The sequence below is a fragment of the Caulobacter sp. Root343 genome, from assembly GCF_001425745.1.
GTDB lineage: Bacteria > Pseudomonadota > Alphaproteobacteria > Caulobacterales > Caulobacteraceae > Caulobacter.
The window spans coordinates 328,786-354,493 of record NZ_LMDF01000006.1 but is presented as its reverse complement, the minus strand read 5'-3'; the positions used below and the strand labels follow the sequence as shown (position 1 = coordinate 354,493).

The 25,708-nt window shown below is 67.4% G+C and carries 13 protein-coding genes and 1 pseudogene; 5 read left to right on the top strand and 9 right to left on the bottom strand.

The genetic code is table 11. The features are described from left to right. The first annotated feature begins 670 nt into the window (after positions 1-670). On the top strand, positions 671-1,939 hold the full coding sequence (locus ASC70_RS09340) for a hypothetical protein (protein ID WP_056049260.1): 1,269 nt from the start codon (positions 671-673) through the stop codon (positions 1,937-1,939). Positions 1,940-2,071: 132 nt separating this feature from the next. On the opposite strand, the gene ASC70_RS09335 is transcribed toward ASC70_RS09340, so the two are convergent. Then, positions 2,072-3,349, bottom strand: a complete 1,278-nt coding sequence (locus ASC70_RS09335; protein WP_056049257.1) for an alginate lyase family protein — start codon at positions 3,347-3,349, stop codon at positions 2,072-2,074. 213 nt (positions 3,350-3,562) lie between these two features. Between ASC70_RS09335 and ASC70_RS09330 the strand changes: the two genes are divergently transcribed. The 3 genes and pseudogenes from ASC70_RS09330 (at position 3,563) to ASC70_RS09320 (ending at position 10,909) form a co-directional block, all read left to right on the top strand. After that, positions 3,563-4,723, top strand: a complete 1,161-nt coding sequence (locus ASC70_RS09330; protein ID WP_056049254.1) for a glycoside hydrolase family 105 protein — start codon at positions 3,563-3,565, stop codon at positions 4,721-4,723. Positions 4,724-5,142: 419 nt separating this feature from the next. Next, positions 5,143-7,947, top strand: a complete 2,805-nt coding sequence (locus ASC70_RS09325; RefSeq protein ID WP_056049251.1) for a TonB-dependent siderophore receptor — start codon at positions 5,143-5,145, stop codon at positions 7,945-7,947. A 127-nt stretch (positions 7,948-8,074) separates the two neighbouring features. Further along, a pseudogene (locus ASC70_RS09320) lies at positions 8,075-10,909 on the top strand (M14 metallopeptidase family protein). A 247-nt stretch (positions 10,910-11,156) separates the two neighbouring features. Here the strand turns inward: ASC70_RS09320 and ASC70_RS09315 are convergent. The 5 genes from ASC70_RS09315 to ASC70_RS09295 form a co-directional block, all read right to left on the bottom strand. After that, positions 11,157-14,438: a TonB-dependent receptor domain-containing protein gene (locus tag ASC70_RS09315; RefSeq protein WP_056049245.1), complete on the bottom strand. Its 3,282-nt coding sequence runs from the start codon at positions 14,436-14,438 to the stop codon at positions 11,157-11,159. Positions 14,439-14,557: 119 nt separating this feature from the next. Beyond that, positions 14,558-15,553, bottom strand: coding sequence for a FecR family protein (locus ASC70_RS09310; protein WP_056049242.1), 996 nt, complete (start codon positions 15,551-15,553; stop codon positions 14,558-14,560). Beyond that, positions 15,517-16,110 carry an RNA polymerase sigma factor gene (locus tag ASC70_RS09305; RefSeq protein WP_162247196.1) on the bottom strand — a complete coding sequence of 198 codons (594 nt, stop codon included), beginning with the start codon at positions 16,108-16,110 and terminating at the stop codon, positions 15,517-15,519. The genes ASC70_RS09310 and ASC70_RS09305 overlap by 37 nt, the downstream gene beginning before the upstream one ends. 87 nt (positions 16,111-16,197) lie before the next feature. Further along, positions 16,198-17,865, bottom strand: a complete 1,668-nt coding sequence (locus ASC70_RS09300) for an MFS transporter (RefSeq protein WP_056049240.1) — start codon at positions 17,863-17,865, stop codon at positions 16,198-16,200. 140 nt (positions 17,866-18,005) lie between these two features. Beyond that, positions 18,006-18,395, bottom strand: a complete 390-nt coding sequence (locus tag ASC70_RS09295; RefSeq protein WP_056049237.1) for a YciI family protein — start codon at positions 18,393-18,395, stop codon at positions 18,006-18,008. Positions 18,396-18,516: 121 nt separating this feature from the next. Here ASC70_RS09295 and ASC70_RS09290 point away from each other — a divergent pair, with 121 nt between their 5' ends. Beyond that, a complete protein-coding gene (locus ASC70_RS09290) occupies positions 18,517-19,125 on the top strand; it encodes a peptidylprolyl isomerase (protein ID WP_056049235.1) in 609 nt (202 codons plus the stop codon). A 180-nt stretch (positions 19,126-19,305) separates the two neighbouring features. Here the strand turns inward: ASC70_RS09290 and ASC70_RS09285 are convergent, their stop codons facing one another. The 3 genes from ASC70_RS09285 to ASC70_RS09275 form a co-directional block, all read right to left on the bottom strand. Beyond that, a complete protein-coding gene (locus tag ASC70_RS09285) occupies positions 19,306-20,871 on the bottom strand; it encodes a tryptophan halogenase family protein (protein WP_056049233.1) in 1,566 nt (521 codons plus the stop codon). A 10-nt stretch (positions 20,872-20,881) separates the two neighbouring features. After that, positions 20,882-22,402 carry a tryptophan halogenase family protein gene (locus ASC70_RS09280; protein WP_056049230.1) on the bottom strand — a complete coding sequence of 507 codons (1,521 nt, stop codon included), beginning with the start codon at positions 22,400-22,402 and terminating at the stop codon, positions 20,882-20,884. A gap of 140 nt (positions 22,403-22,542) precedes the next feature. After that, a complete protein-coding gene (locus tag ASC70_RS09275; RefSeq protein WP_082539628.1) occupies positions 22,543-25,623 on the bottom strand; it encodes a TonB-dependent receptor in 3,081 nt (1,026 codons plus the stop codon). Between the last annotated feature and the right edge of the window lie 85 nt (positions 25,624-25,708).

Here is a 25,708-nt window from a genome sequence, read left to right as displayed (position 1 = left end):
CGAGCCAGCCGGGGACCTAACGGCGACCCCGCTCAGCCTATCCCCGCCGCCGCTTCGGGCCGGATCCAAGCGCCCTCCCCTTGCGACGGGGACAGCGATGATTGTGCAGCGGGATTCAACGCGGATCATTCAGGAGCGCGTAAAAGTGAGAAGGCGTTGAAATCGCTGACTTCGATGTCGCGAACGCCGGGGATACAACGCGCCCAATCCCCGTGGTCGCCCCCGAAATCCCTCTCTCTGAGAGAGAGGGAGGGGCCCACGCGAAGCGTGGGAGGGTGAGTGGTTACACCCTCAGCCGGCGTGCCGGCACATCACTCGCAATGGCGCCAAGATCGTCCAGGGGCTCCGCCTACCCACTCACCCTCCCACCGCTACGCGGCGGGTCCCTCCCTCTCTCCATGAGAGAGGGATTCTACGGAGCACGGCCTCGCTTGGTGGGAACCCCTCCCCTCCCCCCGGAGAAGGAGCCCTCCCTACATCTCACGGCCAGACGATCGCAGGCTGCAGCCTCAAGGACCGCGTTCAACCCACCATGCAAAGACTGCTTTCGCCCCTTAGCGTTCATTGGGCGAATGCCAGATTTCAGGCCGCGAGGAGACTTGTGATCACGATTTAACTTGTGGTTTTCAGAGATCGCCGCAAGGACGCTTCATAGCAGGGGTGATTTGATATGAAGCTGAAATCGATGGCGGCGGCCTTGGCGCTCGCAAGCCTGTGCGCGGCTTCCGCCCACGCCGAGCCCGTTGCGTCGCTCTCGTTCGCGGATCGGCTGGCGCAGGCAGGGGCGCCGCTGACAGTTCGGCCGGAGGGCTTCTCGGGTTCGGGAGCCGCGATACTATCGGAGGCTATCAACGCCAGCCGATACGTCCTCATCGGCGAGAGCCATCATTCGCGCGAGATCCCCGCCTTCACCACGAACGTCTGTCGATTGATGGCGCCCGGCGGCCTGACGGCCATGGTCGTCGAGATCGGGCCGGAGGCCGCCGGAGCGGTCAACGCACGGCTGAGAGCGCCGGACCGGGAGCAGCGGATTTCTGACTTCATGCGCTCGCATCCCGACGCCATGGCCTTCCTCAACGGCCGCGACGAGGGCCAGACGGCGGCCGATTGCGCAGGCGCCGCCGGACCGGATTTCAAGCTGTGGGGGCTGGACCAGGAGTTCTTGGGCTCGAGCGGCTATTTGCTCGAACAGATGCTGGCGGCCGGTCCAGGACCGCTCGCCCGCGCCCAGATCGAAGCGCTGGCTGAGCAGGAGCGGACGGCGATGCAGGCCGCGCTCACCTCCGGTTCACCCATGGACCTGTTCCTGCTCAAGGCCACCGATGCAGCGCTGGATCAGGCGGGGAAAGCCATCGACCAGGACGGCGGCGACCGGGCCAAGGCGCTGTTCGCCGCCTTGCGCGAAACACGCGCCATCTATCAGTCCTCGCAGTCCCGCAGTGGCGATCCGAACGGGCGCAGGGCGCGGCTGATGAAGCGGACCCTGGTGACGCATTTTGCCGAGGCGCCGCAGGCCCGCTTGCTGATGAAGTTCGGCGCCTACCATCTCTACAAGGGCTACAATCCACTCGGCCAGCGCGACCTGGGCAATTTCGTCGCTGAACACGCCGATGGAGAGGGCGTGAAGTCCCTCAACGTCATCGTCACCGGGGCGAGAGGCGTGCAAGCCGGATACAACGGGGTCGGCCGCCAGGTGGCCGTGCACAACTTCGATGCGACCACGGGCAAGGACAGCGACTGGTGCAAGGATGTGATGCTGGCCCGCCCGTCGGGCACGCCGCCGGGCGACTGGTTCCTGGTGGATCTGCGCCGTTTGCGCGGCGCCGATCTGGAAGCCCTGACGCCTGAATGGCGCGCGCTCATCCGCGGCTACGACCTCGCCATTGTGGCGCCGGAACTGTCTGCGTCCACCATGCTGGGGGTTCATGACGCCCCTTAGGCTCAGGACTCATTCCCAATAGTCAGACGAGCACGATGGCGGCGAGGGCTATGGCGGACATTCACGGCCAAGGTCGCGCAGTTCGCCGCTGCGGACCGTCCCCCTTTCGCCGGAAAAATCGGACCCGGAAAACTACTTCCTGTAAGCCGCGACCGTCAGCCGGCTCTGGGCCGCCGGCGACTGTTTGGCGATGAAGTCGGCCTTGGCGGCGAAGGCGGCGTCGCCATAGGCCCAGGCGGCCAGGTCATAGAGATCCAGCGCCTCGCGGGTCGCGTCCTCGGGCTTCAGGTCCTTGTAGGGGAAGGCCTTCTCGTTGCCGACGAACTGGGCCAGGTAGTCGTAGGCGACCCGGATCCCCTGCCCCTTCGGCCCCTTGTAGCCCCACAGATCGACGCCGACGCAAGGACCCAGCTCGGCCATGCCGACCAGCGGCTCGAGGGCGAAATAGCTGTAGTGCAGCCCCTTGGTCCGGGCCAGCTCGCGGGGCATCTTCCCGTCGGGCTCGATCTGCGGGTCGATCCGGTCCTTGCCGGCGGCGGCGATCACGCGCTTGGCCAGGTCGGGCTTGCGGGCGAACAGGGCGAAGGTCGCCAGCTGGTTGTCGAACCAGATGCCGTGGTTGTTCTCGGCCGCGCGCTCCTCCTTGCCGGTCGGAGCGGTCCGCATCCACTGTGTGTAGTCGCCGAACCAGGCCTCCAGGCCCTTCTGCTCGGCGGAGGACAGCACCTTGGACGGGGCCAGGACGCCGATCGACTCCACCACCCGCAGCAGGCGGAAGGTGTCCAGCACGCCCTCGGCCCGGCCCGGGGTGCGGCCGGGCACGCCCTGGGCGTAGGTCATGCTGGGGTTCATCCGAGTGGCCGGATCCAGGAACCAGACGCGCAGCAGCTGGGCGGCCTTGGTCGCGTACTTCGGATCGTCGGTGAAGTAGTAGGCCAGGGACAGGGCCTCGACCGCGCCGGCCATCGTGTCCATGCGGCCGGCGTCGAAGGCGTTGGTGTTGCGCTCGGGGTTCACCTCGCCGTCCTTGCGGATATAGGGCTCGCCGTTCGGCTGGGCGGGATCGGGCCACCAGTACGGGCCCATCGAGATGTAGTCGTGCTTGTCGCCGCTGGGCGGGGTGCGGCTCTTGTCGACGACGCTGTAGACGGGACCGGCCAGCGCCTTGTCGGCGCGGGCCATCAGGGCCTGATAGGCGGGCGACAGCTCGGCCCCCTTGGCGTTGGCCTTGGCCGATCGCAGCCACTGCGGCTTCCAACGGAAGGTGCGGCGGCCGTCGAAGTCGGCGGCGTAACCGTCGTCCGCCCGGCAGACGGGTTCCGCCGCCGTGGCGGGGTTGGCGAGGAGGCCGGCGACGGCGGTGGCCAGGCCAGCGGACAAGGCCAGGGCGCGAATCGAAGCGGAGATCATCGGGTCTTCCTGCGAACGGAGGCGCGCCACCTTAGCGCGGTCTCGACATCACGCAAGGATTGGCCTGACCAAATTGGTCATCTATCTTGCGCGGAAGTTTGCCTGGCGCGGGCAAGATCGGTAAGACGACCTTCGAGGACCGTCGCCAACCTGGCGCCGCCGAAACCAAGCGCCCGCAGAGGCGCCCGGGACGAACACGAGGGGAAGACCACCATGCGCGTGAAGCTCGCGACCGCCCTGGCCTGCCTGGCTTTCAGCGCCGCCGGCGCGCTGGCCGCGCCACCCCCCTCCGCCCCACCGGCCGCGACGGTCGATGTGTCCGCCTCGGCCCTGACCCTGGGCCGCACCGTCGCCGACTGGCAGCTGCGGCACATGGACGGCCAGTTCGACTACGTCCGGACCCGCCGCGAAGGCACGCAAAATCCGCGCGGCTGGATCCAGGCCGCCTTCTATGTTGGTCTGACCGCTTTCGCCGAGCGGACCGGCGATCCCCGCTATGCCCAGGCCATGCGCGCGCACGGCGTCGCGCAAGGCTGGGGCCTGGGCAAGCGTCCCCTGCACGCCGACGACCACGCGATCGCCCAGACCTGGATCTGGCTGAACGCCCGCGACCACGACCCGGCCCAGATCGCGCCCGTCAAGGCCCGCTTCGACGCGATCCTGGCCGATCCGCCGAAAGCCGACCTGACCTTCATCGACGGGACGGAGGAGCAGCCTTGCCAGGCGCGCTGGTGCTGGAGCGACGCCCTATTCATGGCCCCGCCGACCTGGACGGCCCTGTCGGCCATCACCGGCGATCCGCGCTACGCCGCCTATGGCGACCGCGAATTCTGGGCGACCACCGACTATCTGCTCGACAAGGAATACGGCCTCTATTTCCGCGACAGCCGCTTCTTCGACCGTCGCGACGACCAGGGCCGCAAGATCTTCTGGAGCCGCGGCAACGGCTGGGTCTATGCGGGGATCGTCAACATCCTGAAGACCCTGCCGGCCAACCACCCCGACCGGCCGCGCTATGTCGCCCTGTTCAAGCGGATGTCGGCCAAGCTCGTCACGCTGCAGAAGCCCGACGGCTACTGGCCGGTGTCCCTGCTGGCGCCCGAGCACAGCCCGCCCGAGACCAGCGGCGCGGGCTTCTTCGTCTACGGCCTGGCCTGGGGCGTGAACCAGGGCCTGCTGAAGGACCCGAAGTATCCGCGTTCGGCCCGCCTGGGCTGGTCGGCCCTGGCCAAGGCCGTGGGGCCGGACGGCAAGGTCGGCTGGGTGCAGCAGGTCGGCTACGCCCCCGACCACGTCGAAGCCGACGACACCCAGCTCTACGGCTCCGGCGCCGTCCTGCTGGCCGCGTCGGAAGTCTCACGGGGACGCTTCTAGGTAGCTCGGATTCCCTCTCTCTATGAGAGAGGATTTTCGCTCTTGCACCTTCGCATCCGCGAACATCGTTATTCAGTAAAACCAACTATTCGAATCTTGACGCGCAGCAGCGCGACAGATCCAGCGTTCCGCGAACGGTGAGATTTCAGTTACGTTCCACAAGCTCCGCCTTAAATTTCCGTTATGTTTCGCCGCCGATACCGCTTTGACTTATTCACGCCCCATTTGGCGCAAGGCGTTGCCTTAAAGAGACAGCTTCACGACAATTCGATTACATTTCGAACCGTGCGATTGACCACTTTGGTTCAAGGCTCCTAAGCCGCCGATAACCGCCGGATCGCGGCGGGAAACCTCATCTCGCATCGGGCTGTAAGGACGCCGGCGTTCGCGCCGACGAGGGCGGCCCGGAAGGATCGAACATGAAGTACAAGATTAGCCGGGGTCGTCTGCTCACGACCACGATGATCGCGGGCGTGGCCACGCTGGCCGGCTTCGCCGCGAATGCTCAAACCACCACCACACCAGGCGCTCCCGCCGCTCAGCCGACGGCTCAGAACAACGAGGTCGAGGCCGTCGTCGTCACCGGCTCGCTGCTGCGCCGCACCGACACCGCCACGCCCTCGCCGGTCACCGTCCAGACCAACGAGCAGCTGAAGGCTCAGGGCATCACCACGGTGGCCGACGCCATCCGCAGCCTGTCGGCCGACAACTCCGGCTCGGTCCCGGCCGCCTTCGGCAACGGCTTCGCCGCCGGCTCGACCGGCGTCGCGCTGCGCGGCCTGACGGTCAACTCGACCCTGGTGATGATCGACGGCCTGCGCAACGCCAGCTACCCGCTGGCCGACGACGGCCAGCGCTCGTTCGTCGACCTGAACTCGATCCCGTTCAACGCGGTCGAGCGCATCGAGACCCTGAAGGACGGCGCCTCGTCGCTGTACGGCGCCGACGCCATCGGCGGCGTGGTCAACATCATCATGAAGTCGAACTTCCAGGGCATGGGCGCTGACCTGTCGGTCGGCACGTCCCAGCACGGCGGCGGCGACCAGTATCGCTTCAACGGCGAGATCGGCCACGGCGACCTGGATACCGACAAGTACAATGTCTATCTCGACGTCGAGTACCAGCTGGACAAGCGCATCCGCATCGACCAGCGCGGCTTCCCGTACAACACGTTCGACCTGAGCTCGATCCCGGGCGGCACGAACGACAACCCCGGCGCCGGCGGCAGCACCTTCTACGGTCAGGTCAAACGCGCCACCATGGGCACGCCGGGCGACATCTCGACCGGCCAGGCCTTGGCCGGCGCCCTGTGGCAGCCGCTGCGCACCTGCGGCGCCGACGCCCCGCTGACCACCTCGGCCGGCGGTGCGTACTGCGCCCAGAACATCGCCACCTTCGGCGACGTCCAGCCCAAGCAGGAGCGCGTGGGCGTCTACGGCCGCTTCACGATCAAGCCGAACGACAACTTCCAGGCCTATCTCAGCACCAGCTTCATGCAGTCGAAGACCTCGGTGACCGGCACCCCGCCGGGCATGTCGTCCTCGACCCCGCACAACCTGTCGAACATCGTCCTGCCGGCCCTGCTGCCGACCGGCGCGCTGAACCCGAACAACCCGTTCGCGGCCGAAGGCTATGACGCGCTGATCCGCTATCGCTTCAGCGACCTGGCCACCGGCTCGACCTACACCAACCGCATGGCCCGCATGGTCGGCGGCGTCGAAGGCTCGGCCAAGGGCTGGGACTACCACGCCAACCTCGTCCTGGCGCACGGCTGGCTGGAGAGCGAAGTCAACGGCTTCGTCAGCTACAACGCCCTGCTCGGCGCGGTGAAGAACGGCACGTACAACTTCCTCGATCCGTCGAAGAACAGCCAGGCGGTGCGCGACGCCCTCGCCCCGGCCCTGACCAAGACCTCGACCAGCGACCTGGACTCGATCAACTTCGTCGCCTCGCGCGAAGTGTTCAACCTGCCGGGCGGCCCCGCCCAGCTGGGTCTGGGCGGCGAGTTCCGCTACGAGGCCGTCAACGACCCGGCCCTGAACCCGGTCAACGACGCGCAAGGCCTGGGCAACGCCCGCACCATCGGCAACCGCACGGTCGCCTCGGCCTTCGCCGAGTTGGGCATGCCGGTGCTGAACAATGTCGAGGTCAACGTTTCGGGTCGCTACGACCACTATTCGGACTTCGGCGGCAACTTCTCCCCGAAGATCGGCGTCAAGTTCACGCCCATCAAGACGGTCGCCCTGCGCGCCACCGTCTCGAAGGGCTTCCGCGCGCCGTCGTTCTCGGAGTCGGGCAACTCGGCCAGCCAGGGCTTCACGAACTTCTCGTTCACGAACTACCCGGACTTCGTCGCGGCGCACGGCGGCAGCGAGTACACCAAGACCTACTCGCTCTCGAGCATCACCGCGGCCAATCCGGACCTGAAGCCCGAGAAGTCGACCAGCTACACGCTGGGCGCCGTCTGGGCTCCGACCCGCACCTTCAGCGTCTCGCTGGACTACTATCACATCAAGAAGAACGACGTGATCGCGCAGGCCAGCGCGGGTGACGCCATCGCCGCCTACTACGCCGGCGAAGCCATCCCGGCCGGCTATGTGGTGACCCCGGATCTGCCGGATCCGGACGCTCCGGGCGCCCTGCCCCGCATCCTGTCGGTGGCGTCGCCGTACATCAACGCCGACTCCCTGCGGACCAGCGGCATGGACCTCAGCGTCCAGAACACCGCCTACCTGCCGGCCGACATCAAGTGGACCAGCAACCTGGAAGCCACCGTCCTGTTCGACTTCAAGTACACCCAGGGCGGCACGACCTATAACTACGTCGGCAAGCAGGCTCCGTACGTGCTGTCGTCCGGCGCTGGCACGCCGAAGTATCGCGCCTCGTGGGGCAACACCTTCACGCGCGGCCCTGTTTCGGTCACCGGCACGCTGAACTATGTCAGCGGCCTGCGGTCGATCGACGAGAGCTACGCCGGCGACCAGTCCTGCCTCTACGGCACGGACGGCTTCAAGTGCCACACGAAGGACTTCTACGACTTCGACCTGACCGGCGCCTACGACGTCAGCGATCACACGACGGTCTATGCCGACGTGCTGAACCTGTTCGACGCCGGCCCGATGTTCAACCCGGCCAACTACGCCGCGGTGAACTGGAACCCGACCTACTCGCAGTCGGGCGCGGTCGGCCGCTACTTCCGGGTGGGTGTCCGCCTGAAGTACTAGGTCACGAGCTATCTCGCGTACGGGTCGCGTGAGTATGACCCGATGAGATGGAGGGGCCGTCCGTGAGGACGGCCCCTTTCCTTTTGCCCAAAACCTTTCGCCCCGAAAAAATGGGCTGGCGACGCCGTTGCTCCGACGGCGGAAATCCCCTCCAGCTTCGTCGGTCTAGAAAGGCGGATCTCGCCAGGGCTTACGGGGTAGAACGATGACGCGTGGTTCAGCGATGGCCGGGGCGGCCCTCGGCGTGGTGCTGGCTTTCGGGGCCATGGGTTCGGCGATCGCCGCCGACGTCACGCCCCCGGACAAGGCCTTCGCCCAGCCGATCGGCAGCGACTACTTCCTGGCCGACTACACCGCCTACGAGGCCTATCTGAAGACCTTGGCCGGCCAGTCCGACCGCATGAAGCTGGTCGACATCGGCAAAACCGAGGAAGGCCGCACCATGTGGGTGGCGATCGTCTCCTCGCCCGCCAACCTGGCCAAGCTGGACGACTACAAGGCCATCGCCCGCAAGCTGGCCAAGGCCGAGGGCGTCAAGGAGGACGAGGCTCGCAAGCTGGCCGCCCAGGGCAAGGCCGTGGTCTGGATCGACGCCGGCCTGCACGCCAGCGAGACGATCACCTCGCAGGGCCAGATCCAGGTGCTCTACCGGATGCTGACCCAGAACGATCCCGAGACGCTGCGCCTGCTGGACGACTGCATCATCCTGTTCGGCCAGGACAATCCGGACGGGATGGAGATGATCTCGGACTGGTACATGCGCAACCAGGATCCGAAGACACGCGAGTTCGGCTCGCTGCCGCGCCTGTACCACAAGTACATCGGCCACGATAACAACCGCGACAGCTTCATGTCGGCCATGGCCGAGACGACCAACGTCAACCGGCAGCTGTTCCGCGAGTGGTACCCGCAGATCATCTACAACCAGCACCAGACCGGCCCCAACGGCATGGTGGTGTTCGTCCCGCCGTTCCGCGACCCGTTCAACTTCAACTACGACCCACTGGTCATGACCGAACTCCAGGAGGTGGGCATGGCCATGCACAGCCGCCTGGTGGCCGAGGACAAGCCGGGCTCGGGCGCCCGCAGCGCCGCCCCCTACTCGACCTGGCACAACGGCATGGAGCGATCGGTCGCCTATTTCCACAATTCGATCGGCCTCTTGACCGAGATCATCGGCGGCCCGACCCCGACCACGGTCAACCTGGTGCCGGAGCTGCAACTGCCGGGCAACGACCGTCCTGCCCCCATCGCGCCGCGCGAATGGCGCCTGCAGGACTCGCTGGACTACCAGTGGACGATGAACATGGCGGTGCTGGACTACGCGTCCCGCAACAGGGAGCGCCTGCTGTTCAACATCTGGAAGATGGGCGACAACGGCATCAAGCGCGGCTCGCGCGACAGCTGGACCATCACCCCGACCCGGGTCGAGGAACTGGCCGCCGCCGGCAAGGGCAAACCGGGGCCATACGGCGCGGCGATCGATCCCGGCCTCTACAAGTCGGTGCTGCAGACGCCGGAGGCGCGTGACGCGCGCGCCTATGTCATCCCGTCCGACCAGGCCGACATGCCGACCGTGACGGCCTTCCTCAACGCCCTGATCAAGACCGGCGTCGACGTGGACAAGGCGACCAGGCCCTTCGCGATCGGCGGCAAGACCTATCCGGCCGGCTCCTACGTGGTGCGCACGGCGCAGGCCTATCGTCCGCACGTGCTGGACATGTTCGAGCCCCAGGACCACCCGCACGACCTGGAATATCCGGGCGGCCCGCCCAAGGCGCCGTACGACGTCACCGGCTACACCCTGGCCTACCAGATGGGGATCAAGTTCGACCGGGTCCTGGACGGCTTCGAGGCCCCGACCACCCGCGTGCCCGACCTGATCGCGGTGACGCCGGGTTCGGTGAAGGGCTCGAGCGGCGCGGGCTGGCTGGTCAGCCACGAGACCAACGCCAGCTTCACCCTGACCAACCGCCTGCTGAAGGCCGGGGCCAAGGTCTATTGGCTCAAGGATGGCGCCAAGGCCGGCAAGACCGCCTTCGGCCCCGGCGCGATCTGGATTCCCGCCTCGCCGGCCGCCAAGGCGGTGATCGACAAGGGCGTCAAGGACCTGGGCGTCGACGCTTGGGCCGTCGGCGGCAAGCCGTCGGGCGCGACCATCGCCCTGAAGCCGGTCCGCATCGGGCTGGTCGACGTCTATGGCGGCTCGATGCCCTCGGGCTGGAACCGCTGGATGCTGGAGAAGTTCGAGGCCCCGTTCCAGGTGATCTATCCCCAGCGCCTGGACGCCGGCGACATCGCCAAGGACTTCGACGTGCTGGTGTTCCCGGACGGTGTGGTTCCCGCCCCGGCCGACGGGCCGTTCAAGGCCGGCCGTCCCGCGACCCAGCCCAAGCCCGAGGACATCCCGGCCGAGTACCGGGCCTGGCTGGGCCGGGTGACTGACGACAAGACGCTGCCCCAGATCGCCGACTTCGTGAAGGGCGGCGGCACGGTGGTGGCGATCGGCGCCTCGACCCGCCTGGCCATGGCGCTCGGCGCACCGGTCGAGGTGGCCACCGCCAAGCTCGAGAACGGCCAGCTGAAGGCGCTGACGACCCGCGAGCTCTACATCCCAGGCTCGGTGCTGCGGGCCAAGGTCGATCCCAAACAGCCACTGGCCTACGGGGCTTCGGACCAGGTCGACGTCTTCTTCGACCGCAGCCCGACCTTCACCTTGAAGGCCGAGGCCAAGGGCGTGGCGCGGGTCTCGTGGTTCGACAGCGACAAGCCGCTGCGCAGCGGCTGGGCGGTCGGCCAGGACAGGCTGAAGGGCTCGACGGCCATGCTCGACATCGACATCGGCAAGGGCAAGGTCTTCGCCTTCGGCCCCGAGATCACCCAGCGCGCCCAGTCGTGGGGCACGTTCAAGTTCCTGTTCAACGGGATGCTGTACGGGCCGGCGGTTTCGGCCCGCAAATAACCCAACCGTTCCTGTCATCCCGGACGGCCCGTAGGGCCGATCCGGGACCGCCGGAAACTCCGCGCTTGTTGCGGTCCCGGCTCTTCGCTGCGCTACGGCCGGGATGACAGGGCCGTTGAACGAATATCGCCGCCGGAGGGGCAGCTCCGGCGGCGAATGATCGCGCGTTTGGGGGACGTTCGGTGGGAGGATTGTCCCCCGTGGCGCGATCGCCTCGGCCCCGGATCGGGGCGCGAGAGGGGTGGGCTTAGAACCGCTTGCTCAGGTTCATGTACCAGTAGCGGCCGGTGGCGTTGTGCAGGGCGCCCAGATAGCCGAAGTTCGAGGACGCGATCGGCGGATCCTTGTCGCCGACATTGCGGACGCCGACCCGGACGGTGGAGCCGTCGAACCGACCGTCCTTGAACGCGTACTGGGCGTAGAGATTGACCGTGGTCCAGGCCTTGACCGGGAAGTACTGGCCGGCCACCTGGGCCGGGCCGGTGTCGTAGACCTCGCCGACATAGTTGACGAAGGCGCCGGCGCCCCAGCCGTTGTAGCGCCAGGTGAAGCTGGCGGTGCCGCGGAACTCGGGGAAGCCGTCCATCTTGATCTGGTTGCCGGCGCTGGCGATCGTCACGCCGGGCAGCGAGCCGGCGGCCACGGCCTGCTGCAACAGGCTCTCGATCGGGCTGGGCGACTGGTCGTACTTCAGCAGCTTGGCGACGTTGACGTTGAGGCCGAAGTCGCCCCAGGCGGTGTCGTCCAGGTCGTAGTCGAGTGAGAAGTCGACGCCCTGCACCATGCGCGGCTGCAGGTTCTGATAGGTGTCCTGGATGTAGGCGATGTTGCCGACGATGGCCGTGCCGACCGGCGCGTCGCGGACGACGTTCGGGTTGGACGAGCCGCCCTGGCGCAGCAGCCAGTCGTAGGCGATCTGGTTGCCGCCGCCCAGGATGCCGATGATGTTCTTCTCGCGGATCGACCAGAAGTCCGTCGTCAGGGTCAGGGCGCCGAACTGGCGCGGGATGAAGGTCGGCTGATAGACGAAGCCGACGGTGGCGTTGTCGGCCTCTTCCGGCCGCAGGTTCTTGTTGCCGCTACGCACCTCGATCGTGCTGCCGCTGGGGCAGGTGGTCACGGTCGGGGTGTTGATCCGGCAGGCGGCGTAGTCGGTGCGGGTGTTCGAGACCGTCGAGCCGTCGCTGTAGAACTGCGGCAGGTTCGGCGCGCGGAAGCTTTGCGAGACCGAGCCGCGGATGGCCAGGCCCTGACCGACCTTCCAGTAGATCGCGCCCTTGGGCTTCAGCACGTTGCCGAAGTCGGAATAGTCCTCGTCGCGGGCGGCGATCTGCAGGCTGATCTCCTCGACGAACGGGATGTTCATCTCGGGCGAGATGATCGGCACGGCCAGTTCGAAGAAGGCCGAGGTCACCGAGCGGCGGCCCGAGATGTCCGGCGCGCCCGAGGCGCCCATCACGTCGGTGCCGTAGGTCACGCCGGTGACGCTGTTGGTGTACTTGATCTTGCCGTCCAGGCGGTCGTCGCGATCGTCCTTGTAGGTCTCGCGGCGCCACTCGACGCCCGCCGCGAAGCCGACGTCGCCGCCCGGCAGGGTGAAGAGGTCCTTCTTGGAGACCTTGAAGTCGGCCAGGGCCAGCGAGGTCTTGCTGATCCGGTAGACGTTAATCAGGAACGCATTGATCGTGGCGCGGTCGTTGGGCGTGGCGTCGCCGACCGAATAGTCGCCCAGCGAGCCGCCGTTGAACGGGTTATAGGCCGTGACGTCGGTGCGGTTCACCGCCTGCTGAAACAGGGTGTTGCTGATCGCGTCGTGCGTCATGTCCTTGGTGCGGGCGGCCGAGTACAACATGGCCGAGTCCCACTTCCAGCCGTTCCACGCGCCCTTCAGCCCGCCCAGCAGGCGGTAGCTGTCGTCGGTGACGGTGTAGGTGCGCGGGCCGGTGTCGACCGGTCGGTAGGTGGTGATGTTCATCGCCAGGCCCGTGGTCGGCACGCCGGTCAGGCCCGCCAGGCGGTTGGGGCTGGTGGTCGGGCCGAAGGGGTTCCAGTAGGCGTTGGCCGCGATGCTGATCGGCGCGGTGCTGAGCGGAGCCGACTGCTCGCGGCTGCCGGTGAACAGGGCGTGGTAGTAGCCCGCCTCGCCATAGGCGGTCAGCTTGCCGATCTCGTGCTCGACGGTCGAGAACAGGTTGGTGCGCTCGACCCCGCCTTTCAGGGTACGGTCCGGGTTCTCGTCGTAACGCAGCGCGCGGTCGGCCGCGCCGGTGATCGTGCCCGACTTCAGACAGAGATTGCCCGTCAGCACGGTGCTGGAGCAGCCGGCGGCGGTGTTGCCGACCGGCTCGACGTGGAAGACGCCCGAGGTGGTCAGGGCGGTTGTCCCCTGGCGCACCGTCGTCGTCGACGGGATCACCGTGAACGAGCCCCAAGGGCTGGCGGTCGCGCGGCTGTCGAAGGTGGTGTTATCGACCCAGGGGGTGTTGGCCACCTGGGCGCGGTGATCCTCGCTGGCGGCATAGTCGCGCTCGGTCGCCATCAGGCGGCTGCGGCTGGTGTAGCTGCCGAAGAACGTCAGGCGCGTGCCGTCCTCCAGTCGCGTGCCGGCCTTCAGATTCACCGAGCCCTCGCGATAGCTGGTCCCTTCCGAGCCGCCGTACTGGGCCTCGATCCTCAGGCCGCGGAAGCGGGTGTCGAGCACGGTGTTGACCACCCCGGCCACGGCGTCGGTGCCATAGATGGCGGCGGCGCCGTCGCGCAGGACTTCGACCCGCTTGATGCCGGCGACCGGGAAGGAATTGGTGTTGACGGTCTGGACCGGCACCAGGTTCTCGGTCTGGCTGCCTGGAGCCAGCACGGCGCGGCGGCCGTTCAGCAGGGCCAGGGTGTTGCCGGTGCCCAGGCTGCGCAGGTTCAGCGACGCGACGTCGCCCCGCGCGTCGTTCAGGTTGCCGGTGGTGCGGGCCTCCTGGAACTGGACGTCGCCGGCCTGCGGGATCGAGCGGAACAGCTCGTCGCCCGACACCGCGCCCGTGGCGATGATGTCGTTCTCGCCGACCACCGTCACCGGCAGGGCTTCGGTGGTCCGCGCGCCCTCGATCTGCGAACCGACGACCACGACGGTTTCGACGACCTGGGCCTCTTCTTCAGTCGCGCGGGCCCCCACGCTCGAGGACTGGGGGAGCGGAGACGCGGAGACTTCGGCCGGGGCCGAACGCAGCGTGATGGTCTTGCCGTCGTCGGCCGCGACCACCAGGCCAGCGGCCTTGGCCAGGCGCGCCAGGGCGTCGGCGTCGGCGACGTCGCCCGTCACCGCCGGCGTGCGCTTGCCCGAGGCGGCCTCGAACGGGAACAGCACCTGCTTGCCCGACTGCTTGGCGAAGGTCTGCAGCGCGCTCACCGCGTCGCCGGCTGGAATGTTGAAGGTGTGTCGAGCCCCCTGCGCCAGAGCCGGACCGGCCAGAACCAGGACCGCGGCGGACGCCATCAGGAAGCCGCGAACCGTGCGGCGCCGGGTGTCGATCGACATGCTCTTCGTTGCCCCTCTCGGCGCCCTCCATCCCCATGGGAAGGCGCCTTCACCAGACCGACGCCGCGCTGTCCGTTTTCCGCCATGGCGGATGGAACTTTTTCGAGCGACGCTCGACGCTACCCCCGCCGCGACAGGCGGATCGTGCCGTCGGCGCCTTCGGTGGCCCGCACCGGGAAGGCGCTGGTCACGGCAGCGACGAAGCCCTTGGGCTCGGTGGTCTGGAAGTAGCCGGCCAGGCGCAGGCCCGAGATCGACGGGTCGGCGATGCTGACCTGCTGGCGGTTGTAGCGATTGAACTCGGCGACCGCCTGCTCCAGCGACTGGCCATTCAAAGCGATCGCGCCCTGACGCCAGGCCAGCGCCCGGTCGATCTCGCTCTCGGAAACGCTACGCGAACGGCTGCCGGCCGAGCCGTAGATCGCCGCGACGCCGGCGTTCAGGCGCAGCTCGTCCTTGCGCTCGGTCGGTTCGGGATCGAGGTCGACAGCGCCCTTGCGGACCGTGACCACCGCCCCGTCCGAGCGCAGGCGCACGGCCAGTTCGGCGGAGCCGTCGGCCTGCATCACCGCGTCGGCGGCCTTGATCACGAACGGCCGCGCGTCCTTGGCGGCCTCGAACACCGCCTCGCCGCGCACCAGCCGCACCTCGCGCACGCCATTGCGATAGCGGACCACGACCTTGCTGTCGGTGTTCAGCTCGATGCGGCTGTTGTCGCTGAGCACCACCACCCGGCGCTCGCCGATCGCGGTGGCATAGGCGGTCGAGGTCCCGAACGACATCACACCGGTCACGACCAGGGCGGCCACCGCCGCGGCGGCCATGCCCCGCGCCCATGGCGACCGGCTCAGGCCAGGCAGGGATGAACGCCGCGCCGGCTCCAGCAGGTCACGGTCGGGCCGCTCGCCGGGCGGACGCAGCACACGCAGGCGGTCGAGCCGCGCCCAGGCGACGGCCTCGCGCTCGAAGGCGGCCTCGTGCTCATGGCTTTCGTCGCGCCAAGCCTGGAAGGCGGCGCGATCGGCGTCCGAGCACGAAGGATCGTCAAGCCGGACCACCCAGAGGGCGGCCGCCTGTCTCACCGTTTCGCGTCGTGATCCCGTTTCGCGCTCCATGAGCGTCCTTCGTCGACCTTGTTCTTGCGTCCGATACGCCGTCCGAGCTTGTCGGAACAGTAGCGAAGACCCTTCACCAGATGTTTCTCAACAGTAGAGACGGATAGTCCCATCCGAACCGCTATCTCCTCCGGCGAGAGGCTGTAAACTTTTCTCAACGTGAAGGCGCGGCGGCACTGGGCGGGCAGCTCGGCAATCGCGTCGGCCAGGGCCCGCAGCTCCTCACGTGATTCGAGCACCGTCTGGGCGCCGGGCGCCTCGTCCATCGGCTCGATGCGCTCGAAGTCGGCGACCGCGGTGATGGTCAGAACCTTGCGGCGGCGCAGGGCGTCCAGGGCGCAGTTGCGCAGGATGCGGGTGGCGAAGGCGGCCGGATTGCCCACTTCGCGCCAGGTCTTGCAGGCAATGGCGCGCGCGAACGTCTCGTGGACCAGGTCCTCGGGATCGGTCTGCCCGTCGCGACAGAACTGCCGGGCATAGGCCGTCAGGTCCGGCTCCAACGGCAGGATTTCCCGCCGGAACCAGGCGCGCCTGTCTTCGTCGTCCTGAGCCATCAACGCTCCCCTCGGAGCGCAGCCAAGCTCATTGGCGGGAAGATGGCAACCCGGCGGCGGCCTCGCCGCCGGGTTGCTGAACGCCGGCGCCTAATCCTCGATCGGATTGTGCCGCGTATCCTTCAGGAACAGGCCACCGATAACGGCGGTCACCGCCGCGATGATCACCGGGTACCAGAGGCCCGAATAGATATCGCCGGTGGCCGCCACGATGGCGAAGGCCGTGGTCGGCAGGAAGCCGCCGAACCAGCCGTTGCCGATGTGGTAGGGCAGCGACATGGCCGTGTAGCGGATCCGGGTCGGGAACATCTCGACCAGCATGGCCGCGATCGGGCCGTAGACCATGGTCACATAGATGACCAGCAGGGCCAGCAGGCCGATGACCTTGGGCTTGTCGACCAGGGCCGGGTCGGCCTTGGCCGGATAGCCGGCGGCCTTCAGCTGGTCGCCGAGATCGGCTTCCCAGGCCTTGCGGGCGGCCGCGAAGGCCTTGCCGGTCGCGCCCTTGGCGTCGAAGCCTTCCAGGGTGACGCCGCCGACTTTCACCGTGGTCGCAGCGCCGGCCGGGGCGGCGTGGGCGCTGTAGCTGACCCCGGCCTTGGCCAGATAGGCCTTGGCCACGTCGCAGGGCGTGTTGAACTTGGCCTTGCCGACCGGATCGAACTGGAAGGCGCACGAGGCCGGATCGGCCGACACCACCACCGGGGCCGAGGCCTCGGCCCGCGCCAGCACGGGATTGGCGGCCACGGTGATGGCCTTGAAGATCGGGAAATAGGTCGCCGCCGCCAGCACGCAGCCGATGATGATGATCCACTTGCGGCCGATCTTGTCCGACAGCCAGCCGAAGAACACGAAGAACGGCGTGCCGATCAGCAGGCTGGTGGCGATCAGCATGTTGGCGTGAGCGCCGTCCAGCTTCAGCGTCTTCTCCAGGAAGAACTGGGCGTAGAACTGACCGGTGTACCAGACCACCGCCTGGCCCATCGTCAGGCCGAACAGCGCCAGGAACACGACCTTGAGGTTCTTCCAATTGCCGAAGGCCTCGGCCAGCGGCTTCTTGGTGCCCTTGCCCTCGGCGATCATGCGCTGGAAGGTCGGGCTCTCGTGCAGCTTCAAGCGGATCCACAGCGACACGCCCAGCAGCAGCAGCGAGACCAGGAACGGGATGCGCCAGCCCCAGGCCTTGAAGGCGTCCTCGCCCAGCTGGGTGCGGGTGACCAGGATCACCAGCAGCGACAGGAACAGGCCCACGGTCGCCGTGGTCTGAATCCAGCTGGTGTAGAAGCCGCGCTTTCCCTCCGGCGCGTGCTCGGCGACATAGGTCGCCGCGCCGCCGTACTCGCCGCCCAGGGCCAGACCCTGGACCAGGCGCATGACGATCAGGGCGATCGGCGCGGCCACGCCGATCTGCTCGTAGGAGGGCAGCAGGCCGACGACGAAGGTCGACAGGCCCATCAGCAGCATGGTGATCAGGAAGGTGTTCTTGCGGCCCCAGATGTCGCCCAGACGTCCGAAGATCACCGCGCCCAGCGGCCGGATCGCGAAACCCGCGGCGAAGGCCAGCAGGGCCAGGATGAAGCCGGTCGTCTCGTTGACGCCCGAAAAGAAGTGGCCGGTGATGATCACCGCCAGCGAGCCGTAGAGATAGAAGTCGTACCACTCGAACACGGTGCCGAGCGAAGATGCCCCGATCACCAGCGCGTCGCGCCCCTTCCCCGCCTTCACTTGGCCGGGCGCGGCTTGGCTGTCAGCCCCCATACGCTTAGTTCCTTCCCTCAAATGCGCCGCGCGTCGCCCGCGGTCACCCCAATTCGGCGGCGACCCTAACGCGGCGACCGTGACCTTTGCGACCGAGGAAATCTGTTAGCGGTCACTTTTGTCGGACAAACGTTTCGAGGTCAGGGGGCCGGCGCCTCGGTCACCGGGAACGGCGCGCCGGGCAGGTACAGCAGGATCGGCCGGATCTCGTAGACGGCGGTCGGGTTGGCCTTGCGCAGGTCTCGGGCCATGCCGACCGCCTCGTCCTGTGACGCGGCGTCCACGACGTAGAGCCCCAGGAGCTGCTCCTTGGTCTCGGCGAACGGACCATCGGTGACGACGCCGGCGCCGGGCCCTCGCAAGGTGACGCCGCCACCGGTGCCGCCCAGCCGCGCCGCCGGCCCAAGTTGGCCCGCGGCGGTGAGGCGGCCATGAACCTCATGCAGGTCGCTCATCAGGGCGGCGTCTTCCTCGGGCGTCCAGGACTGAACGATCCCTTCCTCGTGATAGGCCAGGATGGCGTAGAGCATGCGGCTTCCTTAGGCTTGCGATCGCGGAGAAGTGGCACGGAATAACGCCGTTCGCCAACCCGTCGGCCGGGCTGACGCGGTCGAAATGTTGCGCCATAACCGGGTGAACACAGGAGCCGCCATGGACCGCGCCAAGATCGCCCGCCGCCTCGTGCTGGGAGCCCTCGCCGCCTCCCTTCTGACCGCGCCGGCCCTCGCCGCGCCCGCCAAGCCGCGTGTGGCGATCGAGACCGACAAGGGGACCATCGTCGTCGAGCTGGAGGACAAGAAAGCCCCGATCACGGCGGCCAACTTCCTTTCCTACGTCGACAGGCGCCGCTTCGACGGCGGGCAGTTCTTCCGCGCCAACCGCGCCAAGGGCGCGCCGGGCGCGGGTTCGATCCAGGGCCAGCCCAAGCCCTACTCCCGCCGCGCCCCGCCGATCGCCCACGAGAGCACGTTGAAGACCGGCCTACGCCACAAGGCCGGGGCCATCTCGATGGGCCGCGACGCGCCGGGCTCGGCCACGGCCGACTTCTTCATCTGCGCCAGCGCCCAACCCTATCTCGACGCCAAGCCCGGCAAGTCCGACGCGGCCGCCGGCTATGCCGTGTTCGGCCAGGTGGTCCAGGGCATGGACGTGGTGAAGAAGATCCTGGCCGGTCGCACCGACGGCGCGACCAACGTCCCCTCGATGAAGGGCCAGATCCTGAACCCGCCGGTGAAGATCCTGAGCATGAAGCGGGTTTAGGGTTCGGAGCCTCTCGCCCCAAATTCCCGACCTCCCCGGCGAAAGCCGGGGCCCAGATTCATCCAGGACCATTTGGGATGATCCGCCCACGACCCGAGCCAACGCGTCGGACGTTCGGGGTTCGATCTGGGCCCCGGCTTTCGCCGGGGAGGTCGGGGTTTTGGTTCTGAGCTTATCCTCCTAAGCCACCGTCTTCATCGGCGCGGCTATTGGCTCCGGCGGCGGGGCCGGGCAGTTCTGGGCCAGGAACTCGCCGTGGCTGGGCAGGCCGGCGACCTGGGCGGCCAGCATCGGGGCCGACTGGTCCAGGGTGTTCTGGATCACCTCGTACGGCACGGTGTCGACCAGCTGCTGGTAGCGGCGCGGCCGTACGCCCATGCCCTCCATGATCGACTGCCAGGACGGGTTGCGGAACATCTCGTCGACGCCTTCGCGCAATACGCCGTGGGCCCGGAAGAGCGCGATGCGTTCCTTCAGACTGTCGGGGATCGGCGCGTCGCGGCAGGCCCTCCAGAACGGCGTGTCCTCGCGCTGGCTGGTGCAGTAGTGCAGCACGATGAAGTCGCGGATCTCCTCGTAGTCCGCCGTCATGCGGCGGTTGTACTCGGCCGCCAAGGCCGGGTCGCAATCACGGTCGGGGAAGAACCGCAGCAGGAAGTCCATGCCGCGATAGATCAGGTGCAGAGCCGTCGACTCCAGCGGCTCGATGAAGCCGCCGGCCAGGCCCACCGCGACCACGTTCTTCTCCCACGGGCGCTGGCGCATGCCGGTCTTGAACGGGATGAACATCGGGTTCATCAGCGCCTCGCCCTGCAGGGTCTTCACCAGGGTGGCGCGGGCCTCGTCGTCGCTGAGGTGCTTGGAGCTGAACACGTAGCCGTTGCCGGACCGGTGCTGCAGCGGAATGCGCCAGCGCCAGCCGGCGTCCTCGGCCTTCGACAGGGTGAAGGGGTGCGGCGCGCCGACGTTCTGTGTTTGCACCACCACGGCGCGGTCGCAGAGCAGCAGGTCCGACCAGTCGACGAATGGCACGTCCAGGGTCTTGCCGATCAGCAGGGCGCGGAAGCCCGAGCAGTCGATGAACAGGTCGCCCTCGACCTCGTGGCCATTCTTCATGATCACCTTGGCGACCCCGCCGTCGGGACGGGTGACGACGTCGGTGACGATACCCTCCGTCCGCTTGACGCCTCGGGCCTCGGCGTAGTCGCGCAGGAACTTGGCCACCAGCCGCGCGTCGATGTGCAGGGCGTAGCTGGCCCCGGCGATCAGGCTGCGCTGGGCCTTGAACGGCAGCATGAACTTCCACTGGTCGGCCATCACCGTGCCAGGCGCGAAGTCCTGCAGGTTCGACGGATGGCCGTTGGCCTTGGCGCGCAACCAGCACTGGTAGAACTCGTGCGGGCCGATCGGGCCGCCGATGGCGCCGAACGGATGGTAGTAGTGCTCGCCCTTCCGCTTCCAGTCCTCGAACCGGATGCCCAGCTTGAAGCTGGCCTGGGTGGCCTGGATGAACTCGCGCTCGTCGACGCCCAGGCTGGCGATCAGCTGCAGGAACGGCGGGATGGTCGACTCGCCGACGCCGATCGTGCCGATCTCCTCGGACTCGATCAGCTCGACCTCGCAGGTTTCCTTTTGGGGGCCGCCCTTCTGGAAATAGTGGCTGAGCATCGCCGCCGAGATCCAGCCGGCCGAACCGCCGCCGACGATGACGATCTTCTTGATGGCGTTGGGGTTGGTGTTCGTCATCGGGAGCCTCCTACTGGGCGGCTATGGGAACAGGGCGGCAATATTCTTCGAGGAAGGCGCCGTGCGGCGGGGCGGCGGCGACCACCTCGCGAACGGCCTTGCGCATCTCGGCCAGCGGCGCGCTGAGCGTCTTCGGATCGATGCCGTCCAAGGCCGGATCGACCATCTCCGGCAGCAGTCCGAAGCCGGCATAGATCGCCATCCAGCTGGCCGGCTGGAACATCTCCCAGCGATAGCGGACGAAGTGGCCGCGCTGGCGGAATAGCTCGACCTTGCGCTGGAGCGTGTCGGGCAAGGTGATGGTGTTGCAGTCGCGCCAGAAGGCCGTATCGCCCCGCTTGTTGGCCCAATAGTGCAGGATGATGAAGTCGCGCACGCGCTCCATCTCGCGCTTGGACCAATCGTTGAACTCGTCGACCAGTTCGGGCGCGAAGTCCTTGTCCGGGAACAGCGCCTTGATCTTTTCGACGCCCGTCTCGATCAGCGCGATCGAGGTGCTTTCCAGCGGCTCCAGGAAGCCGGACGCCAGGCCCAGGGCGATGACGTTCTTGTTCCAGGCCTGCTTGCGGCGACCGGGATTGAAGCGGATCTGGCGCGGCTCGTGCAGCGGCGGGTCGGGCACGGCGGCCTTCAGCTCGGCCAGGGCGTCCTCGTCGCTGACATGGCGCGAGGAATAGACGTAGCCGTTGCCGTAGCGGTGCTGCAGCGGGATGCGCCAGCGCCAGCCGGCGCTCTGGGCCGTGACGTCGGTATAGGGCATCGGGTCGCCGACCCCTTCGCTCTGGACGGCGTAGGCGCGGTCGCAGAACAGCACGTCGCTCCAGCTCTCGTAGCCCGTCCGGAGCGCTTCCTCGATCAGCAGGCCCCGGAAGCCCGAGCAGTCGATGAACAGGTCGCCCTCGAGCGTCTCGCCGGTATGCAGGTCCAACGAGGCGACGAAGCCGTCCTCGGGCCGCAGGTTGACCTTGGTGACCTTGGCGTCGATGCGGCGCACGCCGTTGTCCTCGGCCACCCGGCGCATCAGCTGCGCGAACAGGCTGGCGTCGAAGTGCAGGGCCCAGTCGAAGATCGACAGACTGGAGGCGGGGTTGCGCGGCGGGGCCATGAACTTGCCCGCCGCCGCCAGCGAGGCGCCTAGCGAGTAGTCGGCGATGTCGGTCGGCTCGCCGGCCTGGGCGAGCTTCCGCCAATAGTGGTGGAACGGGATTCCGCGCAGGTCCTGGCCGAACAGGCCGAACGGATGGATGAACGACTGACCCTCGCCGGCCCAGCCGTTGAAGCGGATGCCCAGCTTGCAGGTGGCCCCCGTGGCCCGCATCACCTCGATGTCGGAGAGGCCCAGCCGCTGGTAGAAGCCGCGGATGGTGGGGATGGTCGCCTCGCCCACCCCGATCGTACCGATCTCGGAGCTCTCGACCAGGGTGATCTCGAGCGGGCCGCCCTGGAAGTGCCGGCGCAGCGCCGCGGCCGCCATCCAGCCGGCGGTCCCGCCGCCGACGATCACGAGCTTGCGGATTCGGTTGTCCTGCATGGAGCGCTCCCACTCCGGTCTCTTGGAGGTCCGGTTGGCCGCAAGCTATCGGCTCACGTCACGACCGGACAGGCCCCGCCTCCTGAAAAAAGTGGCCGCCGTGAGGGTTCACGGCGGCCGCAGGAGGTCAGAGGGATGGTTTACCAGCGCGCCCGGACGCCCAGCGTGTAGCGGGGCTCGAACTCGTTCTGGCGGATGTACTGGGTCTTACCCTTGGCGAAACGAGCGTAGTAATCCTCGATCTCGCCGGTCACGTTCGACCCGTTGAAGTAGACGGTGACGTTGTCGCGAACGTTGTAGCTGACGTTCACGTCCACATAGCCCGTGCTGTTCTGGTAGATCGGGATGTTGTTGCTCATCACCTCGGCCAGGCGGTCGGTGCGATAGTTGTAGGCGACGCGCGCCTGCAGCTTGTCGTCCTGGTACCAGCCGACCAGGTTGAACTGGTGCTTGGAGTTGTCCTGGAAGGCCAGCTCCTCGCCGTCCAGACCGGTCCGCGACTCCTTGCTCGGCGAGTAGGTGTAGTTGGTGTCCACGCCGAAGTTCGAGAAGAAGCCGGCGTCGGGCAGGAAGTCGCTGACCGCCAGCTTGGCGCCGACTTCCAGGCCCTTCACCTCGCCGCCGTCGCCCTGGATGGGCAGGGTGACGTTGACCGTGCGGCGGGTCACGCCGTCCTGGTCGGGGAAGCGGCCGGTGGTGACGCCATTGGTGACGAAGCTGTCGATCTTCAGCTTGAAGGCCGAGATGTTCAGCATCGAGGCGCGGCCGAAATAGTACTCGATGGCGCCGTCGAAGTTCTGCGACCGCCAGGGATCCAGCATCGGGTTGCCCGACGCCTCGGCGCTGGTGACGCAGCGGACGTTCGGCAGGGCCGCGCCGCAGTCGGCGGTGTTGATCTTCAGACCGCCGCCATAGTTGCCCAGGTCGAGCGGCTGCATCGTCTTGCTGTAGGCGAAGCGGAGCTTCAGGTGGTCGTTGACGTCATAGGAGACGTTCAGCGACGGCAGCCAGTCGGTGTACTTGCGCTTGGTGACGTTGTCGCCCGCGTCGGCGTTAGTGTCGCCGTAGTTGCGGGTGTCGCCGGTGAGGTTCTGCTTCACCGTCAGCTCGGTCTCGATCACCCGCAGGCCGAAGTTGCCCGACAGGCCGCCGGCCTCGAAATTGGCCGCGCCGTAGGCGCTCTGCTCGCGCAGGCTGACGTCATAGGTCTGGCCCGGGACCTGGACGCGGATGGCGCCGCCGAACACCTTCTTGTGGAAGGCCTCGGCGTCGTCGAAGTCGCGCGGGTCGATGGCCCAGAAGCCCGGCATGCCGCTGGTCACGCCGCCCAGGTCGTCGACCCAGACCACGTTGTTGTAGGTGTCCAGACGGGTCGGCGCATTGACCGTGTAGCCTTGGAACACCGGCTTGCCGGTGACCGGGTCGGGCACGAACTCGCCCGCCTGGCACTGGTTCTGGTTCATGACGACGTCGATGGCCTTCCACTGGGCCTCGCAGCCGCCGGCCGGAACGGGCGAGCCGTTGGCCTGCACCGCGCCCGGCGAGCCGCCGTAGAAGCCCGAGAACAGGTGGAACTGCTCGACCTCGACCGAGCGTTCGCTCTGCCGCACGCCGCCGTCGACCTTGGTGATGAAGCCCAGCAGCTTGTCGTCGAACTTGTAGTGACCGTCGGCGCGGAACACGTTCATGTCCGAATTGACTTCGTTGTTGCCCTCCGACGAGAAGGCCCCGATGGCGTAGCTGTCCTTGTTGGCCATGTAGTCCTTGAGGGACTTGCCCGCGCCCAGGCCGCCGGCCAGAGGACGGTCGAAGCCGCTCCACACCGGGTGGTCGCCGCTGATGTCGTAGTGCAGCTGCGGATTGGCGCCGTAGCCCAGCGGGTTCGGATCCAGGAAGCAGCCGCCAGCGCTGCCGGTGACGGCGTTGGTGCGGCGCGAAGAGCCGAACTTGTCGCAGATGGCCTTGGGATAGAACGTGCCGCGCGTGCGGTCGGCCGGATCCCGGAACAGGTTGAAGCGGCCGTCGGCATAGCGCCAGTTGCTCAGGTCGCCCTGGGCCTGGCCATTCATGCTGAGCCGATCGCCGTCGGCGCGGATGGCGCGGGCCTCGAAGGTGAACGGACCGCCGTTGTCGTAGTTGAGTTCGAGATTGTAGTTCTTGGTCTTCGACTTGGTCGTGCGGTTGACGGTGAAGGAGTTCACCCACCACGCGTTGATGTCGTACTCGTCGACCGCCAGCCAGTTGCCGATGCCGACGGGCGAGGACACGGTCGGCTTGTTCCAGGTGCCGAAGGCGCCGCCGTCCCAGCGGTTGGAGATGTTGATGCCGACGGCGCGGTTGTATTCGTCGAGCTTGGCGTAGAAGCCCTCGGCGATCAGGGTGAAGCCCTCGCCCAGGTCGGCCTCGAACGCCGCGTTGATGCCGAGGCGCTTGCGCTCGACCACCCGGTTGAAGCTCTCGTAGCCGTGGGGCGAGATGTAGCTGGTGGCGAAGCCGCCGCCCCAGTCGTTGTTGCCCGACAGGCCGACGGTGCCCGAATAGTTGTTGCCGAGATTGGCCTCGCTGGCGGCGACGCCGACCATCAGGCCGACCCGCTCGTTGCGCCAGTTGACGACGCCGTTGACCAGATAGTCGTCCTTCTTGGTGCGGTCGCCACGCTGCGCCTCGGCCGCGCCCGTGAAGGTCAGGCCCTGGTCGAACTGGAACGGACGGCGGGTGCGCAGGTCGATGGTGCCCGAGATGCCCGACAGGGCGTTCTTCGGGTCGGTCGACTTGTAGACCAGCACCTGGTTCATCAGCTGCGACGGCACGTCCAACAAGTCGGGCTGGGCCGAGCCCATGTTGCCGGCGCTGAGGTACTGCTCGCCGTTCAGCAGGGTGATGACCTGCCGCAGGCCGCGGATGTTGACGGTCTTGCCTTCACCGGCGTCGCGCTGGATCTGCACGCCCGAGATCCGCTGCAGCGAGTCGGCGATGGTGACGTCGGGCAGCTTGCCGATGTCTTCCGCCGAGATGGCGTCGACGATCGAGGCCTCGCGGCGCTTGACGTCGACCGACTTGATCTGTGACCCGCGAACGCCGGTGACGACGATCTCTTCGACCTGGGTTCCGTCGGCCTGCTGGGCGAAGGCCCCGCTGACCAGGGCCAGTTGCGACGCGCCGGCGACCAGCGCCAGCGTCAGGCCGCGCCTGAGCACGGCTTTCCTTGCTTCCTGTGACAATTGCTCGCTCCCCAAATGAATCGTTCTTATTGGCCGCCCGCCCGCGCCTCGCGCCGCCGCTCTGATGGCGGCTGTCGAGGAACGT